At 72.0% G+C, this 21,768-nt stretch carries 19 protein-coding genes; 13 read left to right on the top strand and 6 right to left on the bottom strand.

Annotated elements, in window-relative coordinates:
• Nucleotides 1-46: 46 nt before the first annotated feature.
• Nucleotides 47-760 (bottom strand): tyrosine-protein phosphatase, encoded by a 714-nt coding sequence (locus tag AB0I32_RS01735; RefSeq protein WP_357502223.1) that lies wholly within the window; start codon nt 758-760, stop codon nt 47-49.
• A gap of 9 nt (nt 761-769) precedes the next feature.
• Nucleotides 770-2,539, bottom strand: a complete 1,770-nt coding sequence (locus tag AB0I32_RS01730) for a sodium:proton antiporter (RefSeq protein WP_357502221.1) — start codon at nt 2,537-2,539, stop codon at nt 770-772.
• A gap of 177 nt (nt 2,540-2,716) precedes the next feature.
• Here AB0I32_RS01730 and AB0I32_RS01725 point away from each other — a divergent pair, with 177 nt between their 5' ends.
• The 9 genes from AB0I32_RS01725 to AB0I32_RS01685 all read left to right on the top strand — a co-directional run bounded on the left by AB0I32_RS01725 (nt 2,717) and on the right by AB0I32_RS01685 (nt 10,738).
• A complete protein-coding gene (locus AB0I32_RS01725; protein WP_357502219.1) occupies nt 2,717-2,920 on the top strand; it encodes a hypothetical protein in 204 nt (67 codons plus the stop codon).
• Between the two features lie 132 nt (nt 2,921-3,052).
• Nucleotides 3,053-5,071 carry a threonine--tRNA ligase gene (gene thrS / locus AB0I32_RS01720; protein ID WP_357502217.1) on the top strand — a complete coding sequence of 673 codons (2,019 nt, stop codon included), beginning with the start codon at nt 3,053-3,055 and terminating at the stop codon, nt 5,069-5,071.
• Nucleotides 5,071-5,643, top strand: coding sequence for an HIT domain-containing protein (locus tag AB0I32_RS01715; protein WP_357502215.1), 573 nt, complete (start codon nt 5,071-5,073; stop codon nt 5,641-5,643). The genes thrS and AB0I32_RS01715 overlap by 1 nt, the downstream gene beginning before the upstream one ends.
• Entirely contained in the window at nt 5,644-6,273 is a 630-nt protein-coding gene (pgsA, locus tag AB0I32_RS01710) for a phosphatidylinositol phosphate synthase (protein WP_357502213.1), read from the top strand.
• A complete protein-coding gene (locus AB0I32_RS01705) occupies nt 6,273-7,229 on the top strand; it encodes a phosphatidylinositol mannoside acyltransferase (RefSeq protein WP_357502211.1) in 957 nt (318 codons plus the stop codon). Before pgsA ends, AB0I32_RS01705 begins: the two co-directional genes overlap by 1 nt.
• 29 nt (nt 7,230-7,258) lie before the next feature.
• The gene (locus AB0I32_RS01700; RefSeq protein ID WP_357502682.1) at nt 7,259-8,455 is read left to right on the top strand and encodes a glycosyltransferase family 4 protein; all 1,197 of its coding nucleotides are present in this window, start codon (nt 7,259-7,261) and stop codon (nt 8,453-8,455) included.
• On the top strand, nt 8,452-9,039 hold the full coding sequence (locus AB0I32_RS01695) for a hypothetical protein (RefSeq protein ID WP_357502209.1): 588 nt from the start codon (nt 8,452-8,454) through the stop codon (nt 9,037-9,039). Before AB0I32_RS01700 ends, AB0I32_RS01695 begins: the two co-directional genes overlap by 4 nt.
• 130 nt (nt 9,040-9,169) lie before the next feature.
• On the top strand, nt 9,170-10,072 hold the full coding sequence (gene pdxS / locus AB0I32_RS01690; RefSeq protein WP_357502680.1) for a pyridoxal 5'-phosphate synthase lyase subunit PdxS: 903 nt from the start codon (nt 9,170-9,172) through the stop codon (nt 10,070-10,072).
• A gap of 78 nt (nt 10,073-10,150) precedes the next feature.
• Nucleotides 10,151-10,738, top strand: coding sequence for a zeta toxin family protein (locus AB0I32_RS01685; RefSeq protein ID WP_357502207.1), 588 nt, complete (start codon nt 10,151-10,153; stop codon nt 10,736-10,738).
• 77 nt (nt 10,739-10,815) lie between these two features.
• Here the strand turns inward: AB0I32_RS01685 and AB0I32_RS01680 are convergent, their stop codons facing one another.
• Complete coding sequence (locus tag AB0I32_RS01680) at nt 10,816-11,382, bottom strand: hypothetical protein (protein WP_357502205.1); 567 nt, start codon at nt 11,380-11,382, stop codon at nt 10,816-10,818.
• Nucleotides 11,383-11,601: 219 nt separating this feature from the next.
• Complete coding sequence (locus AB0I32_RS01675; RefSeq protein WP_357502678.1) at nt 11,602-13,137, bottom strand: SDR family NAD(P)-dependent oxidoreductase; 1,536 nt, start codon at nt 13,135-13,137, stop codon at nt 11,602-11,604.
• A gap of 297 nt (nt 13,138-13,434) precedes the next feature.
• Here AB0I32_RS01675 and AB0I32_RS01670 point away from each other — a divergent pair, with 297 nt between their 5' ends.
• Together AB0I32_RS01670 and AB0I32_RS01665 are read left to right on the top strand one after the other, a co-directional pair.
• Complete coding sequence (locus AB0I32_RS01670; protein ID WP_357502203.1) at nt 13,435-16,035, top strand: glycoside hydrolase family 48 protein; 2,601 nt, start codon at nt 13,435-13,437, stop codon at nt 16,033-16,035.
• A 175-nt stretch (nt 16,036-16,210) separates the two neighbouring features.
• Nucleotides 16,211-17,074, top strand: coding sequence for a CPBP family intramembrane glutamic endopeptidase (locus AB0I32_RS01665; protein ID WP_357502201.1), 864 nt, complete (start codon nt 16,211-16,213; stop codon nt 17,072-17,074).
• Here AB0I32_RS01665 and AB0I32_RS01660 read toward each other — a convergent pair whose 3' ends face one another.
• Nucleotides 17,075-17,773, bottom strand: coding sequence for a hypothetical protein (locus tag AB0I32_RS01660; protein ID WP_357502199.1), 699 nt, complete (start codon nt 17,771-17,773; stop codon nt 17,075-17,077).
• A complete protein-coding gene (locus AB0I32_RS01655) occupies nt 17,770-18,636 on the bottom strand; it encodes a hypothetical protein (protein WP_357502196.1) in 867 nt (288 codons plus the stop codon). Before AB0I32_RS01655 ends, AB0I32_RS01660 begins: the two co-directional genes overlap by 4 nt.
• Before the next feature lie 60 nt (nt 18,637-18,696).
• Here AB0I32_RS01655 and hrpB point away from each other — a divergent pair, with 60 nt between their 5' ends.
• Both hrpB and AB0I32_RS01645 read left to right on the top strand, forming a co-directional pair.
• Entirely contained in the window at nt 18,697-21,213 is a 2,517-nt protein-coding gene (hrpB, locus tag AB0I32_RS01650; protein ID WP_357502194.1) for an ATP-dependent helicase HrpB, read from the top strand.
• A 73-nt stretch (nt 21,214-21,286) separates the two neighbouring features.
• Complete coding sequence (locus AB0I32_RS01645) at nt 21,287-21,757, top strand: hypothetical protein (RefSeq protein ID WP_357502192.1); 471 nt, start codon at nt 21,287-21,289, stop codon at nt 21,755-21,757.
• Nucleotides 21,758-21,768 lie beyond the last annotated feature (11 nt).

Below are 21,768 nucleotides of genomic sequence, written 5' to 3'. Positions count from 1 at the left end.
GGATATTCGCCCTCTGATCGCTGTCGGAAGGGCGAATATCCAGCACTCACCGAGAAGAGGGGGCGATCAGGCGTGCGCGCAGGGCTCGGACGTGGCCCGGGGTGAGCCCGCTGCGGGTGAGGTAGGCCTCCACCGAACCGTGCCGCGTCCGCAGGTGCTCCAGGGCGCCGAGGATGACGTGCCGGGTCGGCGGGATCTCCCGCCCGGGGACGGCCTCGTCCGCCACCTCGAAGCGCTCGGCGTACCGCGGGGCGAGCCGCTCGTTGGTGAGCTCGTAGTCGTCGGCCAGCGCGTCGAGGTCCGCCCCGACGAGCGAGAGCGCGAGCGCCACCACCAGCCCGGTGCGGTCCTTGCCCGCGGCGCAGTGCACCAGCACCGGTCCCTCTGGCGCGTCCGCGATGGCGGCGACGACGCGCGCGAACAGCTCGGGGCGCCGGTCCAGCAGCCCCGTGTAGAGGGGGACCCACGGCCCTTCGATCGGGTCGTCCACCACCTGCACGGGGAGGTGCAGGTGGGACGGGAGGTCGGCCAGCCTGCTCGGCCACTCCTCGATCTCGGCCGGTCGGCGCAGATCGATGATCCGCGAGAGGCCGTACGCGGTGGCGGCGGCGACGCCGTCGTCCGTCAGGAAGCTGGGGGACTCCGAGCGGACCAGCGCCCGTTCGCGGACGGTGCCGCCACCGATGAGGGGGAGTCCGCCCAGGTCACGCACGTTGAGACAGCCGGGCCAGTCGAGATGGAGCGGTGTGTAGTCCGTCACAGGGTGAGGCTAGCGGTCCGAATCGTCCGAATGTATCGGCAGCTTGCCCTTGCGCATCTCGACGGCGATCTGCTCGGCGTCCAGCAGGTCCAGGGCGTCGCCGAGCTGGGCCGAGTCGTAGGTGCCGGCGGCCCGGGCCGCGAGCAGCTCCTCGCGCTGGGCTGCGATGGCGGCCAGCCGCAGCTCCCGGTACTGGACGAACCGCTCCCTGGTGAGCTCCGCGTCCTCGTCCTGCGACTCGTGCTCCCGGAACATGTCCTTGCGCACCCGGGCGACCACGCCGTCGTCGTACGGCGTGCCGTCCGGGCGGCGGGGGTCGGCGAGGAAGTCGCGCGCGGCCCGTACGGTCTCGCGGCGCAGGGCAGGGAGGTCGCCCGTCGTGTCCTGCCCGATCAGGCCCAGCCGGCGGGTCACCCACGGCAGGGTGCTGCCCTGGACCAGCAGGGTGCCGAACGCGACGCCGAACGCGACGAGGACCAGGAAGGACCGGCCGGGAGTCTCCGCCGGCAGCGTCTGCGCGGCGGCGAGCGTCACCACGCCACGCATGCCCGCCCACACCAGCAGGGTGCCCTCGCGCCAGCCGAGCGGCTTGGCGAGGACGTAGTCGATGTCGGCGGTGCGGCGGCGCAGCGTGCCCTGGATCCGTTCCAGCCGGGCGGCGGTCGAGCGCCGGCCCTTGACCGCTGTGTTCCCGGCGGCCGGGGGCGGGGTGGCGGCGACCCGGAGGTCTATGCGGTCCTGGAAGCCTGACAGGGTCTCCCGGACGGCTTCGCCGCGGCGGGCCCTGCGCGCCTGGATGCCGATCAGCGGCGTGACGAAGGCAGCCCGCACCACGAGCACCACGGCGCCCGCGATCGCGGCGACGCCCGCCGCCTGCAGGACCGAGCCGTTGCCGCGCTCCACGTCCTCGATCAGGTCGAACAGCTGGATGCCCATCGCCAGGAAGACCGCGCCCTCGAGCAGCAGCTCGACGGTGTGCCAGTTGGACCGCTCGGCGATCCGGTCCTGCGGCCGCAGGTGCCGCGCGGACCCGTTGCCGGTTACCAGGCCCGCCGCCACCACGGCGACCAGGCCCGACGCGTGCAGCTCCTCCGCCGGCAGGTACGCCGCGAACGGGACGACGAACGACATGGCCGTGCTCAGCGCGGCGTGCCCCAGCCGCCTGCGGATGCGCAGGCCCACCCAGCCGATGGGGACGCCGATGAGGACCGCCACGCCCGCTGCGTACGCGAAGTCGCCGACGACCTCCCACAGGCTGACGGTCGCCGCCGTCGCCGCGATCGCCGACCGGAGCAGCACCAGCGCCGACGCGTCGTTGAGCAGGGACTCGCCCTCGAGCATCGTGACGCTGCGCGGGGACGCCCCGAGCCGTTTGACGATGGTGGTCGCCACGGCGTCGGTCGGGCTGACGATGGCGCCAAGGGCGATGGCGGTGGCCAGGTCGATGTCCGGGATCAGCCACCGGAACAGCAGGCCGAGCAGCACCGAGCTGATCACCACGAGGGTGACGGACAGCCCGCCGATGGCCGCGAAGTCGCGCCGGAAGTCCATCGACGGCAGGCCGACCGCCGCCGAGTACAGGAGCGGGGGCAGCACGCCGCCGAGGATCAGCTCTGGCGGCACCTCGATCGCCGGGACGAACGGCAGCAAGCTCACGCCGGCGCCGAGCACCACGAGCACGAGGGGCGACGCGACGCCGGCCCGGGGCGCGAGCGCGGTGACGGCGATGATGACGGCGGCCGCTGTGACGGCGATGGTCAGGTACTCGACGTACTCCACGGCCTGACGGTACGAGACGCGGAGCCCGCCTGCCGACTCCTGGGTCCGGAATGCTCCGATCTGCCCAGCCCAGCAGTGCGCGAGCGGCAGGGTGCGCGTAGGTTCTCGACTGGTGGCGGGACCCCGTCGCCGAGCAGGGGGCGCACAGCCGTGTGCCTGTGTCGAGAGGATTCGAACATGGGGCTTTTTGACAAGGCCAAGGAGTTCGTGACGGACCCGGACAACATCGAGAAGGCGAAGGAGCAGCTCAACGACGGGAACGTCGACGCTGCCACCGACAAGCTCAAGGAGGTCGCGCCCGACAAGGCGGACGGCCTCATCGACTCGCTGGGCGAGAAGGCCAAGGAGTGGGGCGGCGACGAGCAGCCCCGCGAGCGCTAGACCGGCGACGAGGGACGCGGGCGCCTGGCTGTCGGCGCTCGCGACCGACGGTCGGTACGATCGAGGGGCACCGTCGGAGACGACGGTGCCCCTCGATCCGTTTTCTCGTGACCTTTTTCTAGGAGCACAGTCGTGTCCGACGTCGTATCGCCGCCCGCCCCTGCCGACCACACCCCGGCTGAGAACCTCACGGAGGCGACGACGACCACCGCGACGACCACCGGTATCGAGCTGTACGGCACGCGCCGCGACGTCGTGGTGGTCCGGGTGGATGGTGAGCTGTGGGACCTCGACCGGGAGATCCCGGCGGGCCACAAGGTCGAGCCCGTGACCGTCGGCGAGCCGGACGGCCTGGCCGTGCTGCGGCACAGCGCCGCGCACGTGCTCGCGCAGGCCGTGCAGCAGGTCAACCCGGACGCGAAGCTGGGCATCGGCCCGCCCGTGACCGACGGCTTCTACTACGACTTCGACGTCGAGACGCCGTTCACGCCCGAGGACCTCAAGAACCTCGACAAGATCATGGCCCGCATCATCAAGGAGGGCCAGACGTTCCGCCGTCGGGTCGTCACAGAGGACGAGGCGCGCGCCGAGCTGGCGAACGAGCCGTACAAGCTGGAGCTGATCGGCCTCAAGGGCGGCTCCGACACCGACGAGAACGGCGAAAATGTCGAGGTGGGCGGCGCCGAGCTGACCATCTACGACAACGTCCGGGGCGCAGGCCGCGAGAGCGAGACCGTGGTCTGGAGCGACCTGTGCCGTGGGCCGCACCTGCCGAGCACCCGCCTGATCGGCAACGGCGTGCAGCTCATGCGCTCGGCGGCCGCCTACTGGCGCGGCAGCGAGAAGAACCCGATGCTGCAGCGCGTCTACGGAACGGCCTGGCCCTCCAAGGACGAGCTCAGGGCGCACCTGGAGCGGCTGGCCGAGGCCGAGCGCCGCGACCACCGTCGTATCGGCGCCGAGATGGACCTGTTCAGCTTCCACGACGAGGTCGGTTCCGGCCTGCCGCTGTTCCACCCCAAGGGCGGCGTCATCAAGCGGGTCATGGAGGACTACGTCCGCCAGCGGCACATCGAGGAGGGCTTCTCCTACGTCGGCACGCCGCACATCACCAAGGACGGGCTGTTCCACACCTCGGGGCACCTGCCGTACTACTCGGACACCATGTTCCCGGAGATGGACCTCGAGGGGTCCAAGTACCGGCTCAAGGCCATGAACTGCCCGATGCACAACCTGATCTTCGCCTCGCGCGGGCGCTCGTACCGTGAGCTGCCGCTGCGGCTGTTCGAGTTCGGTTCGGTGTACCGGTACGAGAAGTCCGGTGTGGTGCAGGGCCTGACGCGCGTGCGCGGCCTGACCCAGGACGACTCGCACTCCTACGTGACGCCCGAGCAGGCGCCGTCGGAGGTCAAGCACCTCCTGGACTTCATGCTGAGCGTGCTGCGCGACTTCGGCCTGGACGACTTCTACCTGGAGCTGTCCACGCGGGACGACTCCAAGCCGGACAAGTTCGTCGGCTCCGACGAGGACTGGGCCGCGGCCACGAAGATCCTCGAGGAGGTCGGTCGGGAGACCGGCCTGGAGCTCGTCGCCGACCCGGGCGGCGCCGCGTTCTACGGCCCGAAGATCTCCGTGCAGGCCAAGGACGCCATCGGCCGGACCTGGCAGATGGGCACCGTGCAGTACGACTTCAACCAGCCCAAGGGCTTCGGGCTGGAGTACACGGCTGCCGACGGCACGCGCCAGCAGCCGGTCATGATCCACTCGGCCAAGTTCGGCTCTATCGAGCGGTTCATGGGCGTGCTCATCGAGCACTACGCGGGCGCCTTCCCGGCGTGGCTCGCCCCCGTGCAGGTCAAGCTCGTCCCGGTCGCCGAGGCGTTCGACGACTACGTCAAGGACGTCGCCGCGCAGCTCACGGCCCGCGGTGTCCGCGTCGAGATCGACCTGTCGGACGACCGGTTCGCCAAGAAGATCCGCAACGCGTCCAAGGAGAAGGTGCCCTTCACCCTCATCGCCGGTGGCGAGGACGCCGAGGCCGGCGCCGTCTCGTTCCGGTTCCGCGACGGCGCGCAGGAGAACGGCGTGCCCGTGGCGGACGCCGTCGAGCGCATCGTGGCGGCCGTGGCCGAGCGGTCGCAGCAGGCCTGATGGAACCCACCGTCCAGGACGCCGCGGACTTCGGCCCGTCCGACGACGGGTACGAACGGCTGTGGACGCCGCACCGCATGGTCTACATCGGCGGCCAGGACAAGCCGGCCGACTCGACGGCCGGGCAGTGCCCGTTCTGCCGCATCCCGCAGGGCGACGACGAGCAGGGTCTCGTCGTCGCCCGCGGGGAGCGGTGCTACGTGGTGCTGAATCTCTACCCGTACAACTCGGGGCACCTGATGGTGCTGCCGTACCGGCACGTCTCGGACTACACGGACCTCTCCGCTGCCGAGACCGTCGAGCTGGCGCAGATGACTCAGCAGGCCATGCGCGTGTCGCGCGCCGTGTACGCGCCGGCAGGCTTCAATCTTGGTATCAACCAGGGCGAGGTCGCGGGCGCGGGCATCGCGGCGCACCTGCACCAGCACGTGGTGCCTCGCTGGCTGGGTGACGCGAACTTCCTGCCCGTGGTGGGACAGACCAAGGCGTTGCCCGAGCTGCTGGGAGAGACTCGCCGCCGGCTCGCGGAGGCGTGGGTGACCGCAGGGGGCGGCAACCAAGAGGAGAACTGAATGTTACGGAGCCTGCGCTCCCTCATGACCACGGTGTTCACGCCCCTGGCCCGGCTGCTGCTCGCGCTGCGGGTCTCACCGGACGCCGTGACCATCGCCGGCACGCTGATCGTCTCGGCGATCTCACTGACGCTGTTCCCCCTGGGGTACACGCTCGTGGGTGGCCTCCTGGTCGGGTTCTTCGTCCTGTTCGACTCGCTCGACGGCGTGATGGCGCGCATGTCCGGGCGGTCCGGACCGTGGGGCGCGTTCCTCGACTCCACGCTGGACCGCGTGGCCGACGGCGCCGTGTTCGGCGGCATCATGCTCTGGTTCGTGCTGCACCCCGACGAGCACAACGGCGTCTGGGGCATCGCCGTCGCGCTGGCCTGCCTGGTGCTGGGGAGCGTCGTGCCCTATGCCAGGGCGCGGGCCGAGAGCGTCGGCGCCACCGCCCAGGTCGGCATCGCCGAGCGCGCCGACCGGCTCCTGCTGGCCCTCGTCCCGTTCACGTTCATCCAGGTGGGCCTGCCCGTGGTGGTGCTGGAGGTGGTCCTGACGCTGCTGGCGCTCGCGAGCCTCGTCACCGTCTTCCAGCGCATGGCGACCGTGCGGGCGCAGCTCACCAGCAGGGCCGGGCAGGAGGCCTGATGAACGTCGCGGCGGCGCACACGTTCGCGTGGCGGAACGCGACGAAGATCCCGGAGCCGGTCCTGCGGGGTCTGTTCACCGTGGTGGCCGACGTCACCTGGCTGCGGCACGGCAAGAGCGTGCGCCGCATGGAGGCCAACTACGCCCGCGTCCGGCCCGACCTCGACGCCGCCGCGATTCGCCGCCTGTCCCGCGCCGGGATGCGCAGCTACATGCGCTACTTCCGCGAGGCGTTCACCCTGCAGGGCATCACGCCGGAGCAGCTCCGGGCGCGCGTGCGCGTGGAGGGCTACGACGAGCACGTGCGGCCGGTGGTCGACGGCGGGGGAGCGGCCTCCCTGGCGCTGGGCCACCTCGGCAACTGGGACCTGGCCGGGGCCTACGGCTCCCAGTACCTCGCGAGCGTGCTCACCGTCGCCGAACGGCTCAAGCCCGACGAGCTGTTCGACGAGTTCGTCCGGTTCCGCGGCTCCCTCGGCATCAACGTGCTGGCCCTGGGCAGCGGCGACGTGCTCGGCGCGCTGGTCCGCGGCGCGAAGGAGGGCAGCAAGCTCATCCCGCTGCTCAGCGACCGTGACCTCACCTCGACGGGCATCGAGGTGGATCTCGCAGGGCACCGGGCGCGGGTCGCCGCCGGGCCGGCCCTGCTCGGCCTGGAGGCCGGGGTCCCCGTGCACGCGGTGAGCATCACCTACGAGCGGCTGCGTGGCGAGCGACGTCGGGCCGCCCGCACACCGTGGGGGATCGTCATCACCTTCCACCCGCCGCTACCCGTACCGGACGCCGGGCTGCCGCGCGACGAGCGGGCCCGCCTGCTCACGCAGGGCTGGGTGGACCTGCTCGCGCGGACGATCGTCGAGCACACACAGGACTGGCACATGCTGCAGCGCGTGTTCGTCGACGACCTCGGCCCCGCTCGCCGGAACGTCGCCCGCCGCGCGCGGGAGACCGGATGAGAGGCGTCCGACGCCGCAGCCCTCGCGTGCTGCGGATAGGCATCGTCTGCCCCTACTCCTTCGACGCCCCGGGCGGCGTCCAGTTCCACGTGCGCGACCTGGCCGAGGCGCTGCAGGCCGCCGGCCACGAGGTGTCGGTGCTCGCCCCGTCCAGCGACGACACGGAGCTGCCCGACGTCGTCACCGCCGCCGGCCGCGCCGTCCCCGTGCCCTACAACGGGTCGGTCGCACGGCTCACCTTCGGGCCGCTGACCGCCACCCGGGTCCGCCGCTGGCTCGAGGGTGGCATCGGCGGCCACGCCTTCGACATCGTCCACCTGCACGAGCCGATGGTGCCGTCGCTGTCGATGCTCGCGCTGTGGCAGACGACCGAGCCCGTGGTCGCGACCTTCCACACCTCGCAGGTGCGCTCGCGGGCGCTCCAGGTCGCCTACCCGCTGGTCCGACAGTCCCTGGAGAAGGTCGCCGCCCGGATCGCCGTCTCCGAGGACGCACGCCGCACCCTGGTGGACCACCTCGGCGGCGACGCCGTCGTCATCCCGAACGGGGTGTACACGCAAGTGTTCGCGAGCAGCCCCCGGCGCCCCGAGTGGACCGGGACACCCTCCGCCCCGACGGTCGCGTTCCTCGGCCGGCTCGACGAGCCGCGCAAGGGCCTGAACCTCCTCGTGCAGGCCGTGCCCACGATCCTCGCCGGGAAACCCGGGACCCGGTTCCTGGTGGCGGGCCGCGGGGACGGCATCGTCGCCGAGACCCGTGAGCTGCTGGGCGAGCAGGCCTCGTCCGTCGAGTTCCTCGGCGGCGTCACCGACGCCGAGAAGGCCGAGCTCCTGGCCTCCGCCGACCTGTACGTGGCGCCCCAGACCGGCGGGGAGAGCTTCGGCATAGTGCTCGTCGAGGCCATGGCCGCCGGGGCCGTCGTGGTGGCCAGCGACCTCGGCGCCTTCCAGCGCGTCCTGGACGACGGCGCCGCGGGCGCCCTCTTCCGCACCGGTGACCCCGACGACCTCGCCGCCACGGTGCTGGCGCTGCTCGCCGACCCCGCCCGGCGCGACGCCTACCGCGCCCACGCCACGCAGTGGGTCCAGCGGTTCGACTGGTCCGGCGTCACCGAGCAGGTGCTCGCCGTCTACGACATGACGCTCGCTGCCGACAACGCGATCGGCGGCGACGTCGTCGGACGCGTCATGGGACTCTTCCCGCGCCGGGTCGGAGGCGACGCATGACCTGGTCGGAGATCGCGCTCGTGGCGCTCGGGGTCCTCGCGGTCGGCCTCCTGCTCGCCTGGCGGGCCGCCTATCGCGTGGACCGGCTGCACCGCAAGGTCGCCGCGTCGCGGATCGCGCTCGACGCGCAGCTCGTGCGCAGGGCGTCGACGGCGGTCGAGCTCGCGGCGTCGGGCGCGCTGGACCCCGCGAGCGCCATCCTCGTGGCGGACGCCGCGTACACGGCGTCGGACGCCGGACCCGTCACCTCGCCCGCCGCCGCACTCAAGATGGACGGGCTGGGCCCGGACCGGGAGCGGGCGGAGTCGGGGCTCACGGCGACCCTGCGGGAGGCGATGGGGGAGCCGGAGTCGATACAGCTCCTGCTCGCGGGGCCGTCGAGCGAGATCGTGGCGGCGCTCGCCGCGGCCTGGTACCGCGCGACGCTGGCGCGCCGGTTCCACAACGAGGCGGTCGCGCAGACGCGGCGGGTGCGCAGGCTCTGGTACGTCCGGCTGTTCCACCTGGCGGGCCGGGCGCCGATGCCGCGAACCGTCGAGCTGGACGACGCCCTGCCGCACGCCCTGGAGCCCAACGGCGGATGACCGCCCTGTGAACGGCGGACTGGGCGGGTCGGGGCGGACGATAGAATTCGGTCAGGGCGCCGACCGCGCCCGGAACGACCGGCGTCGATCTCATCGGCGAGAACTTTGCGAGGTAACCGTGACTGAATCCGTGACCGGCGAGAACACCGTGGGTACGGTCGGCACCGCGCGCGTGAAGCGCGGTATGGCCGAGATGCTCAAGGGCGGCGTCATCATGGACGTCGTCACCCCCGACCAGGCGAAGATCGCCGAGGACGCGGGCGCGGTGGCCGTCATGGCGCTGGAGCGGGTGCCTGCGGACATCCGTGCGCAGGGCGGCGTGTCGCGCATGAGCGACCCCGACATGGTCGACGGCATCATCGAGGCCGTCTCGATCCCCGTGATGGCGAAGGCGCGCATCGGGCACTTCGTCGAGGCGCAGGTGCTGCAGTCGCTCGGCGTCGACTACATCGACGAGTCCGAGGTGCTGACCCCGGCGGACTACGCGAACCACATCGAGAAGTGGAACTTCACCGTTCCCTTCGTGTGCGGTGCGACGAACCTGGGTGAGGCGCTGCGTCGCATCACCGAGGGCGCGGCGATGATCCGCTCGAAGGGCGAGGCCGGCACGGGTGACGTGTCGAACGCGACCACGCACATGCGTCAGATCCGCCAGCAGATCCGCCGCCTGACCTCGCTTCCGGAGGACGAGCTGTTCGTCGCCGCCAAGGAGCTGCAGGCGCCGTACGAGCTGGTCAAGGAGGTCGCGACCACCGGGAAGCTGCCGGTCGTGCTGTTCACCGCGGGCGGCATCGCCACCCCGGCGGACGCCGCGATGATGATGCAGCTCGGCGCCGAGGGCGTGTTCGTCGGCTCGGGCATCTTCAAGTCGGGCAACCCCGAGCAGCGCGCGAAGGCGATCGTCCAGGCCACCACGTTCTTCGACGACGCCGACGTGATCGCCAAGGTCTCGCGCGGTCTCGGCGAGGCGATGGTCGGCATCAACGTCGACGAGATCCCCGAGCCGCACCGGCTGGCCGAGCGCGGCTGGTGATCTAGGCCTTCGACAGAGAGGCCCCGCGGACGTCGAGTCCGCGGGGCCTCTCTGCTTCCTTGCCTAAGGTGGGTCACCATGACGACCACGACCGCCCACGCTGCCCGCACCCTGCGCGAGCTCCTCGCCGACGTCGACCGGCGGCCGGCCCTCGTCGGCATCGACGGCCAGGGAGGCGCCGGGAAGTCGACGTTCGCCCGTGCCGTCGCCGGTGAGCTCGGCCACGCCGTCGTCGTCGAGGGCGACGACTTCTACCGTGACCTCCCCGACGACGAGCGCGCGGCCCTCGACCCGGCCGCGGGCGCCGAGCAGTACTTCGACTGGCAGCGGCTGCGCCGTGAGGTGCTCGAGCCGGTGCGGCGCGGCGACGCCGTCCTGCGCTACCAGCGTTACGACTGGGGTCGGGCCACGATGGGGGACTGGGTCGAGCAGCCGATGCCCGACGTCGTCGTGGTCGAGGGGGTCTACACGCTGCGGCCGCAGCTCCTCGACCTCATCGACGTCGCGGTGTGGGTCGAGACGTCGGAGGAGACCCGCCTGCGGCGGCAGGTGGAGCGGGGCGAGAACGACGACGTGTGGATCCGGCGCTGGGTCGCCGCGGAGGACCACTACGTCGCCACGCACGACCCGCGCTCGGCGGCAGCGCTGCACGTTCAGGGAACCTGACGTGCGGCCGTCGCGGGCCCGCGGACACCGAGCTGTCGGGATGGTTCGCCCCGGCCTTGACCGGGGCGAACCGGGTGTCAGTCGCAGCTGTTGTAGTTGTACCCAGCTGCTCGCTTGACACCATTGCCGTCGTAGAACTCGTACTGGCCCTCGGTGTTGCGGGTCATGGTGGTGTTGTGTGCCGACCCGTCGTACCTGAGCGTCAGCGTTCTTCCGCGGTCATCACTGCCGCTGGTGCGCTCGAGCTGGTTGTCGGCGCGGTTGAACAGATCACCCTGGACATCGACCCTCTTGTCGAGCCACCCGAACCACCTCTCCGACAGGTCCTCGGTCGCATGCCGGGTGTTGTCACCGAAGTGCCCGTCGATGTCCGACTGGTCGAATGCCGAACCGTTCGACTCCTCCGCGCCTTCCGCCCAGAGGATCTTCTGCCACAGGCAGACCGCGTTGGAGTTCCCGTTGCTGGCAATATGCATTCCCAGCGTTCCTTCGTCGCTCCAGTCGCCGCTGAACTCGTCGTATCCACGGACGTAACCGTCAGACATCTTGGCGGAGGCAGGCGCGGCGCTGAATCCCAGGGCAGCCACCGTCAGCACGCCGACCACTGCAGCGGCGATGCGCTTTCGCGTTGTGCGGGCGTTCATGTTTCTCCTTCGTCTACAACGAATGGTTGATGAACAGGCACCGATACCGGAAGCGGCCAGGACATCGACAGAGGACCGGACCAGGCGGAATCGGCGCCTGGCGTTCAACCTAGGTCGGCGTTCTTGCGCATTGCTTGCAGGTTGCTTGCACGCCACTTGTGCGCCACCGGTGCCGCGTGGCACCGGTGTCGCTCTCAACCACACAGGGTCAGCGCAGCCCTACCAGGGCGACGGCTCGTAGTCCTTGAGGAAGCAGCCGTACAGGTCGGTCCCGGCCTCGCCCTGGACGATCGGGTCGTAGACGCGGGCGGCGCCGTCGACCAGGTCGAGGGGTGCGTGCCAGCCCTCGGCGGCGATCCGCAGCTTCTCCTGGTGCGGGCGCTCGTCCGTGATCCATCCGGTGTCCACCGCGGTCATCAGGACCCGGTCCTTCTCGAACATCTCCGCCGCGGAGGTCCGGGTCAGCATGTTGAGGGCGGCCTTGGCCATGTTGGTGTGCGGGTGCCCGGCGGACTTGTACCGGCGGGAGAACTGCCCCTCCATCGCCGAGACGTTGACGACGTACCCGCGTCGTGCCTTGGACGTCGCGGCCCGCATCGCCGGCCGCAGCCGGGAGATGAGCAGGAACGGCGCGATCGCGTTGCAGAGCTGGACCTCCAGGAGCTCCAGCGGGTCGACCTCGTCCACGACCTGGGTCCACGAGTTGGTCGTCTGCAGGTCGGGCAGCAGCCCGCCGGCGTCGACGGCGGTGCCGGCGAGGTGGGCGTCCAGGGAGGCCGAGCCCGCGCGGAGCGCCAGCGCCGTCAGGGACGCCGCACTGTGCATCGCGACGGCGTCGTCCTGCGACTGCCCCTCGTGGTGGGCGACCGACAGGGCGGTCAGCGCGCCCGCGATCGCGGCGGGGTGCGCCTCCGAGATGCGGTCGAACGTGACCATCTCCGGCGCCACCAGCCCGTGGGGGAGCGGGGCGACCGGCGTCGACTCGCCCGTGACGAGCTGCGAGTAGGACCCCGGGGACCGGCGGACCGTCTGGCAGGCGTTGTTGACCAGGATGTCGAGCGGGCCCGCCGCTGCGACGTCGTCGGCGAGCGCGATCACCTGGGTGGGATCACGCAGGTCGATCCCGACGATCTTGAGCCGGTGCAGCCAGTCGGCGGCGTCGGGCATCGCCGAGAAGCGGCGCACCGCGTCCTTCGGGAAGCGCGTGGTGATGGTGAGGTGGGCGCCGTCACGCAGCAGGCGCAGCGCGATGTACATGCCGATCTTCGCCCGGCCCCCGGTGAGCAGGGCGCGGCGGCCGGTCAGGTCCGTGCGCTGGTCGCGCCGCGCGTGGCTCTTCGCGGCACAGTCCGGGCACAGCCCGTGGTAGAACGAGTCGACCAGCGTGTAGTCCGACTTGCAGATGTAGCAGGCGCGGGCGGTGCGCAGCTCCCCGGCGAACGCCCCCGGCGCGGTCGAGACCAGCGGGATGCCGGCGGTCTCGTCGTCGATCCGCGCTGCCGAACCGGTCGCCGTCTTCTCGATGACGCTGCGGTCGTGCGCCTGGATCTCCTCGCGGACCGCGGCCTTACGGGACTTCTTGAGCAGCTTCCACATATATCCGGTCGCCCGTTTGACCGTCTGGACGTCGGGATGGTTGGGGTCGAGGTCCTTGAGGCTGCCGAGCACCCGAAGGGTGGTGGCGAGCTCGTCCGGGTCGATCCCCGCGTTCGTTGGCACGCCGTAGGGTACCCGCCGCCCGGGCCGGAACCCCAGTCGGGGCACCGTCGCCGCCTGCCCGACGGCGTCCCGCGCGGCCCGCGACGGCGCCACGTTAATCCTTTAGGTTCGTTGCCCCGCGCCGCCCTCCGACCGGACAGTCATGACGCGCCCCGGCCCGCCGAGGCGTCGGCCATGTGCACCGACCAAGGAAGGCGGCCCGCCATGCACGGGATGCACGGGATGCACCGAGACCCAGCGGCTCCGACGAGTTCGAGGAGTCCGAGACGACGGCGGCGAATAGCCGCGACGACCGCGACGCTCACCGTCGCGGCCCTGGCGACGATCGGCATGATGGCGCCCGCGAGCGCCGGCCTGCCGGGCGGCGCCCCGGAGGACGACGGCGGTGGGGCGACCACGGCGGCACCGTTGGCGGTGGCCGGTGAGTACACCGACCGGTTCCTCGAGATGTACGAGAAGCTCCACGACCCGGCGAACGGCTACTTCTCACCCCAGGGGATCCCGTACCACGCAGCAGAGACGCTGATGGTCGAGGCCCCGGACTACGGGCACGAGACGACGTCGGAGGCGTACAGCTTCTGGCTCTGGCTGGAGGCGTCGTACGGGCAGGTCACGGGCGACTGGGACCCGTTCAACCAGGCCTGGGACACGCTCGAGGACAACATGATCCCGACCACGGAGAACCAGCCGACGAACGGCGCGTACAACCCGGCCGACCCGGCGACGTACGCCCCCGAGCACGACCACCCGAGCCAGTACCCGTCCCAGCTCGACACCGGTGTGTCCGTCGGCTCGGACCCGATCGGCTCCGAGCTGCGGCAGACCTACGGCACGTCCGAGGTCTACGGCATGCACTGGCTCTCCGACGTCGACAACATCTACGGCTTCGGCGCGGCCCCTGGCTCGTCGACCCTGCAGGGTCCGGACCACCCCGGCCCCTCGTACATCAACACGTTCCAGCGCGGTCCGCAGGAGTCGGTGTGGGAGACCATCCCGCAGCCGTCGATCGACGACTTCTCCTACGGCGGGCCCAACGGGTACCTCGACCTGTTCACGGGCGACGCGAGCTACGCGAAGCAGTGGAAGTACACCAACGCCCCGGACGCCGACGCCCGCGCCATCGAGGCCGTGTACTGGGCCAAGCAGTTCGCCGAGGCGCAGGGCGCCGGCGACGAGATCGCCGGCACTGTCGACAAGGCGTCCAAGATGGGCGACTACCTGCGCTACGCGCTGTTCGACAAGTACTTCAAGGAGCCCGGCTGCGAGTCGACGTCGTGCCCGGCGGGCAGCGGCCGGAGCTCGGCGCACTACCTGCTGTCCTGGTACTACGCGTGGGGCGGCGCGCTGGACACGTCCGGTCCGTGGGCCTGGCGCATCGGGTCGTCGCACGCGCACTTCGGCTACCAGAACCCGCTCGCGGCGCACGCGCTGTCGACGGACCCGGACCTGGTCCCGGCGTCACCGACCGCGCAGGACGACTGGTCGGAGAGCCTGGACCGGCAGATCGAGTTCTTCCAGTGGCTGCAGTCCGACGAGGGTGGGATCGCCGGTGGCGCGACCAACAGCGTCGGCGGCCGCTACGCCGCTCACCCGGCAGGCTCCAGCACGTTCTACGGCATGGTCTACGACGAGGACCCGGTCTACGAGGACCCGCCGTCGAACCAGTGGATCGGTATGCAGGGCTGGGGCATGGAACGGATCGCGCAGCTCTACCACGAGACGGGCGACGCGCGGGCCGAGGCCATCCTGGAGAAGTGGGTGCCGTGGGTGCTGTCGGAGATCACCGTCACCGACACCTCCTGGGAGGTGCCGTCCACGCTGTCGTGGTCCGGCCAGCCCGACACGTGGAACCCGGGTAACCCGGGCAGCAACGCGGGGCTGCACGTCGAGGTGACGGACCACGGGCAGGACGTCGGCGTCGCGGGGGCTCTGGCCCGCACGCTGATCTACTACGCGGCGGCCTCGGGCGACCAGGCCGCTGACGACAAGGCCAAGGCCCTGCTCGACGCCATGTGGACCCAGGACAGTGACGACATGGGTGTCGCCACCGTGGAGACCCGCACGGACTACGGCCGGTTCGACGACGAGATCACCCCGGGCGGCAACGGCACCTACGTTCCGCCGGGCTGGTCGGGGACGAACCCGAACGGCGACGTGGTCGAGCCCGGGGTGTCGTTCCTCGACATCCGGTCGTTCTACCAGGACGACCCGATGTTCCCCGAGGTGCAGGAGTACCTGGACGGCGGCCCCGCGCCGCAGTTCACGTACCACCGGTTCTGGGCCCAGGTCGCCGTCGCGACGGCGATGGCCGACTACGACCGGCTCCTGGGCGACGGCGTCGGCGAGCCGGACACGCAGGCGCCGACGGCGCCGACCGGCCTCCGGGTGACCGGCACGACGGCGTCCTCCGTCTCCCTGACGTGGGCCGCCGCGACGGACGACGTGGGCGTGACGGGTTACGAGGTGCTGCGGGGCGGCGAGGTCGTGGGCCGTTCGAGCACGACGTCGTACACCGAGACGGGCCTGGACCCGGAGACCGCGTACGGGTACACGGTGCGGGCGTACGACGCCGCGCGCAACGTGTCGCCACCGTCCGGCGCGGTCACGGCGACGACCGACGACGGCCCGGTCGTCGAACCGGGTGGCTGCACGGGCGCGCTGACCGTCGTGAACCAGTGGGGCGGCGGCTTCCAGGCGGCCGTCCGGATCACCGCGGGCAGTGCCGCGATCGGCGGCTGGACCGCGAGGTTCAACCTGGCACCGGCGTCGTTCGTGCAGGGCTGGAACGGGCGGTTCAGCACGTCGGGCTCGGCGGTGACGGTGTCCGACGTCGACTGGAACGGGCCACTGGCCGCCGGGGCGTCCACCGAGGTCGGGTTCACCGGCAACGGCACCGCGCCGTCGTCGGTGCCGGTGACCTGCACGGCTGACTAGGTGCGGTGCACTCCAGGGCGGAGCGCGCCCTGACCAGGTGGGTGGCCCTGCGGACTCTTGTCCGCAGGGCCGTCCCTTTGTCTCGTCCCATGGTCCGGGGTATGCCCAGCACTACCTCCGAATGGCCCTGTGCTGTCCATGACCGCGGCCATGCCCGGGTGGTGTGGTTGGCGGCATGAATCTGATGAAGACCCGCACGAGCGGGCTGCTCGCCTTTCTCGTCCTCGCGTTCGGCTTCGCCTGGCTGGGCATGGTCGGCGCCTGGGCGCTCGGCCACTCGCTGGTGAACCCGCTGGTGCAGCTGCCGTTCGCGTTCGCGCCCGCGCTGGCCGCGTTCGTCGTGCGGCGGTGGGTGGCCGGCGAGGGGTTCGCGGACGCCGGGCTGCGGTTGCGGCTGCGCGAGGCGTGGCCGCAGTACCTCATGGCGTGGCTGGGCCCGGCGGCTCTCGTCGCGGCCACCGCTGCCGTGGCCGCGCTGTTCGGCGTGCGCCTCGCCTCGTTGGACGGCCAGCTCGGCGGCCTGCCCGGCTGGGCGCTGGTCGCGGTACTCCTGCTTGTCGTGCCCCTGCTGACGCCGATCTACTGGGGCGAGGAGTTCGGCTGGACCGGCTACCTACGGCAACGGGTGTTCGTCGGCCGGCCCGTGGCGGCGACCCTGGCCACCGGTCTGATCTGGGCGGTCTGGCACTACCCGCTCGCGTTCGTCGGATACATCGAGTTCGACAACGTCGTGGTGGGCCTCGCGGTGTGGACGGTGTCGTTCGTCTGCCAGGAGATCGTCCTGAGCTGGCTCCGGGTGCGCAGCGGCAGCGTGTGGACGGCGAGCCTCGCCCACGCCGGCAACAACATGGTGCTGGCCCTGCTGGTCGGGTTCCTGCTGGTGGACGTCGACATCACGATGGTCACGGTGTACATCACGATCCCGATCGCGGGGCTTGCCGCCTGGGTGCTGGCGACGGGACGGCTTGCTCCGCTGGCGGACGTGGACCGCGGCGTCGGTCTCGAGGAAGTGGCAGCGTCGACCAGCTCGCTGGGCTGATCAGCGCAGCGGAACGAACCCCGTCCGACCCTCCCAGGTGCCGTGCTCCGAGAGCGGGCGGAACCGGAACGTCGCGAACTCGTGGTGGAAGTCACGGCGCCGACGTTCCACCATGGCGTCCGCGTGCCGCCGGTCCGCGGGGGCGCCGGAGCGGCCGTGCACCATCCCCTCCATCTCGCGCACGGTGCGCCACACGGAGAACGTCGAGATCGTGTGCGGCGGCCGGAAGGCGGCCAGGGCGAGCGTGGTGCCGGGGTGGTCGCGCACCTGCCGTTCGACGGGTTTACCCCACCGCAGGAACCGGGGCACCTCGAGCAGCCGCATCCGCGCGACGGTCACCGCGACCACCGGTTCGTCCTGGTCCCAGTCGCCGGCGCGGGCGGGCAGCCCGGGCAGGGCCGCCAGCTTGGACCAGCGGCGCAGGTACTCCATGCGCACATGCCAGCCGGTCGCCAGGTGGCGGCCGAGGGCGTCATCCGACAGGAAGCGGTCCACGGCGTCCTCGTCGCGCCACTGCGCGAAGACCGCGATCCGTCGCAGCTGCAGCCGGTCCAGGGAGACGGTGGGCGCCCCCAGGCGCATGAGGGCCAGGCACTCGGCGTGGTCCAGTCCGGGGGTGGTGGTGCCCGACGGCGGCCGCAGCAGCGCGCGCGCCGTCACGGCGGCCGGCAGCTCGGCGAGGTGGAACGTATGGATCATCGGGTGTGCTCCATCTTGTAGTGGAGACGCATCATCCAGGTGCGCCACATCCGCAGCTCGTGGTCGGTGCGGAGCACCCCGTACGGGTCGCAGTACAGCCGGAAGGTCTCGTGGAGCGGGACGCGCGCCGCGAAGTCGCGCCCGCCGTCGTGGACGACGACGTACGCGCCGTCCTCCCCGAACCGTCCCGGGGGCGACTCCAGGACAAGCCAGCCCTCCTCGGTGACCGCTGGGCGCAGGAACACCTGGACGTTGCCGGACTCGAGCGGGAACGCGACGTGGACGCTCGGCCGCTCCGCGCCCGGCAGCCGACGAGCCGAGTAGCAGCCGCTGAACACGTACCGGCCCGACGGCCGGAGCGTCCGCAGCCAGGCGGCGCCCACCTGCTCGCCGTCCCCGTCACGGATCACGCGGACCTTGCTGTCCATGCCGTGCGCGACGTCGAGCGGGCGCATCGGGAGCGACAGCTGCTCCACCCGGCGGGCGAACACTCGCGCGATCAGCTCACCCGCCGGCCAGAACAGCGGCGACCAGCCGGTCCACACCTCCATGTGCCAGGCGGCGGTGTGCTCGTAGAAGTCCCGGACCCGCGGATCCAGCCGGGAGGCGTCGAACCCGGGACCGTCGAGGATCGTCATCGACGGGAGCAGGCCGGGTGCCGGGCCTGCCGACGGCTCGGTGGGTGCGACGTCGTCGTCCACCGTGCCGCCGTGGTGCGCGGCCTCGGCGGCGAGCCAGCCGTCCCCGACGGTGGAGGAGCGGCTCATCGGGGCGCGCAACCAGGAGTGGTCCGAGGCGAGATCGACAGGCTTGCCGACCAGTCGCCAGAACTTCCGGGACCCGAGGTCCAGCAGATGGCTCACGATGACGCATTCTCGCAGGGTTCTAGCGGCGTATCGCCGGTGGTCGGTTACGGTCGGGGCGTGCTGCTGCCTGAATCGTCGGTGCCCGGGGCGGATCTGCCCGTCCGGGCCGTGCTGCCCGCCACGGTCGACGCGGTGCGGTCGCGCGGCACCGCGGTGCTCGTCGCGCCGCCCGGGTCGGGGAAGACCTCGCTGCTGCCGCTCGCGCTGGCCGACGCGCTCGAGGGCACGATCATCGTCGCCGAGCCGCGCAGGATGGCGACCCGCGCGGCCGCGACCCGGCTGGCGACGCTGGTCGGCGAACCGCTCGGGCAGCGGATCGGCTACGCGATGCGCGGCGAACGCAGCGGCGGCAAGGGGCTCCGGGTCGAGGTGGTGACGACAGGGCTCCTCGTCCGGCGTCTGCAGCGGGACCCGGAGCTGCCGGGGGTCGCGGCGATAGTGATCGACGAGTGCCACGAGCGGCACCTCGACGCCGATCTGCTGCTCGCGCTCTGCGTCGACGTCCGGGCGAACCTCCGGGAGGACCTGGCGATCGTCGCGACGTCGGCCACGGCGGACACGGTCCGGCTGAGCCGCGCACTGGGCACCGACGTCCCGGCGCCCGTGATCACCGCGTCCGCCGCGCTGTTCGACGTCGCTGTCGAGTGGGCCCCACCGCCCGTCCCCGTGCCGCTCCTGCCCGGCGGGCGGGTGGATCCCCGCCTGCTGGACCACGTCGCCGCCGTCGTGCGACGGGCGCTGACCGAGAACGAGGGCGACATCCTCGTGTTCGTCCCGGGGGAGGGGGAGATCAACGGCGTGACCCGCCGGCTGGCCGGTGAGAACGTCCTGCCGCTGTTCGGCCGCCAGTCACGGGCCGAGCAGGACCGCGCCCTGGCGCCGTCCGCCACGCGCCGGATCGTGGTGACGACCTCGGTCGCGGAGAGCTCGCTGACCGTGCCCGGGGTCCGGGTCGTGGTCGACGCGGGTCTCGCCCGGGAGCCGCGGACCGACCAGTCCCGTGGCCTCGGTGCGCTGGTCACCTGCCGGGTCTCGAAGTCCTCGGCCGACCAGCGGGCGGGGCGCGCCGGGCGTGAGGCGCCCGGCCGGGTCTACCGGTGCTGGTCAACGACCGACCACGCGCGTCTCGACGACCACGCGGCGCCCGAGATCGCGATCGCCGACCTGGCGGGCTTCGCCCTCGATCTCGCGGCATGGGGTGCGCCCGCCGGCGCCGGTCTGACCCTGCTCGACGCGCCGCCGGCGCCGGCGATGACGACGGCCATCAACCTGCTGCGCCGCATCGACGCCACCGACGACGACGGCCGGATCACCGAGCGGGGCCGGCGGATGACGGCGATCGGCGCGCATCCCCGCCTTGCTCGCGCGCTGCTGGACGGGACGCCGCGGGTCGGCGCCGACCGGGCGCACGAGATCGTCGCGATGCTCTCGGACGACTCCGGCCGTAGCTTCGGCGACGATCTGCCGGCCCGGTGGCGGGCCCTGCGCCGTGGCGAGGACCGCGGAGCGACGGCCCGCTGGCGAGAGGAGGCGAAGCGGCTCGGCCGGGGCACGACGGGCGGCGACCCGCAGGCCGCTCGCGGGACACACCGAGTACCCGATGATCTCGCCGTGGGGATCGTGGTGGGGCTGGCCTATCCGGACCGGATCGCGCGCGCCCGGGGGACCGACTCGGCGACGTACCAGATGTCCGGTGGCACGGGCGCCGCGCTGGATCCGCAGTCGCCGTTACGGACCACCACCTGGCTCGCGATCGCGGTCGCCGACCGGTCACCCGGGCGCGCCGACGCCAGGATCCGTTCCGCGGCGCCCATCGACGAGCCCACGGCGCGCGACGTCGCAGGCGACCTTCTCTCGACCACCGACCAGATCCGCTGGGACGACGGCAGGATCGTGACGCGGCGCGTCGAGGCGCTCGGCGCGATAGTGCTGGGCGACGTCCCGCTGGCGAAGCCCGACCCCCTGCTCGTCCAGGCGGCCGTCCGCGACGGCATCCGGCGCAGCGGTCTGTCCGTGCTGCGCTGGTCGGAGGCCGCACTCGCCCTGCGGGAGCGGCTCGCGTTCTGCCACGCGCACCTCGGCGCCCCGTGGCCCGCCGTCGACGACGAAGCGCTGCTGGCCGACCTCGACGGCTGGCTGGGTACCGAGCTCGCCTCGGTGCGCGGCGCGCGCGACCTCGCCCGCATCGACGTGGCCTCGGCGCTCCGCCGGCTGATGCCGTGGCCCGCTGCGGCCCGGTTCGGCGAGCTTGCGCCGGAACGGCTCCGGGTCCCGTCGGGCTCGGAGGTCCGGCTCGCGTACGACGGCGTCGAGCCGCCGGTCCTGGCCGTGAAGCTGCAGGAGGTGTTCGGCTGGACCGCTACCCCGGCCGTCGCGGACGGTCGCGTCCCGGTCGTCCTGCACCTGCTGTCGCCCGCCCAGCGCCCGGTCGCGATCACCAGCGATCTCGCCTCCTTCTGGAGGCAGGGCTATCCCCAGGTCCGCGCCGACCTGCGAGCCCGCTACCCCCGCCATCCGTGGCCGGAGGACCCGCTCACCGCCGTCCCGACCAGACGGGTCAAGCCGCGCCAGTGAACGGTCGGGACCCCTCCCCGAGGCCGACCTGTACAACTGACCACAGGATCCATGAGCCGAAGGAGGGGTGTCCATGAGGCGCCGACATGCAGCGCTCGCGGTCGTGGTGCTCGGGCTGGCGGCCTGCGGCGGGCCCGGCCCGGAGCCGGGCGGCCCGGCCGGGGCGACCGGCCAGTCCCCGGGAACGGCGTCCGCGGTGCCCGACGACGAGCCGGTCGCCGCGGCGGACGGCACCAGCTACGACGCCTGCTTCGACGCCACCTGTGAGGTCGTCGTCGAGGCGGGGACCGAGATCGCGCTGGACGAGGAGCTGGGCTGGGAGATGCCGGCAGGCCTGGCGCTCGGCGGCTGGAGCCTGCTGACCGTCGACGACGTCGCAGACGGATCCGTCGGCCTGACGCTCTCGGCACAGGGCGAGTCGAGCGGGGGCAGCACGGCCACGATCATCACCGCGGACGGCACCCAGTTCTCCCTGAACGGGATGCTGGTCGAAGCCGTCGAGGCACCCGACGGCCGGGCCGTGCTCAGCCTGGCGTGGGGCTGACGGCGCTCCGG

Source organism: Promicromonospora sp. NPDC050249 (genome assembly GCF_040656015.1).
Classification (GTDB): Bacteria; Actinomycetota; Actinomycetes; order Actinomycetales; family Cellulomonadaceae; genus Promicromonospora.
The sequence above is the reverse complement of the archived record's forward strand: the minus strand, read 5'-3'. Positions and strand labels throughout refer to the sequence as shown.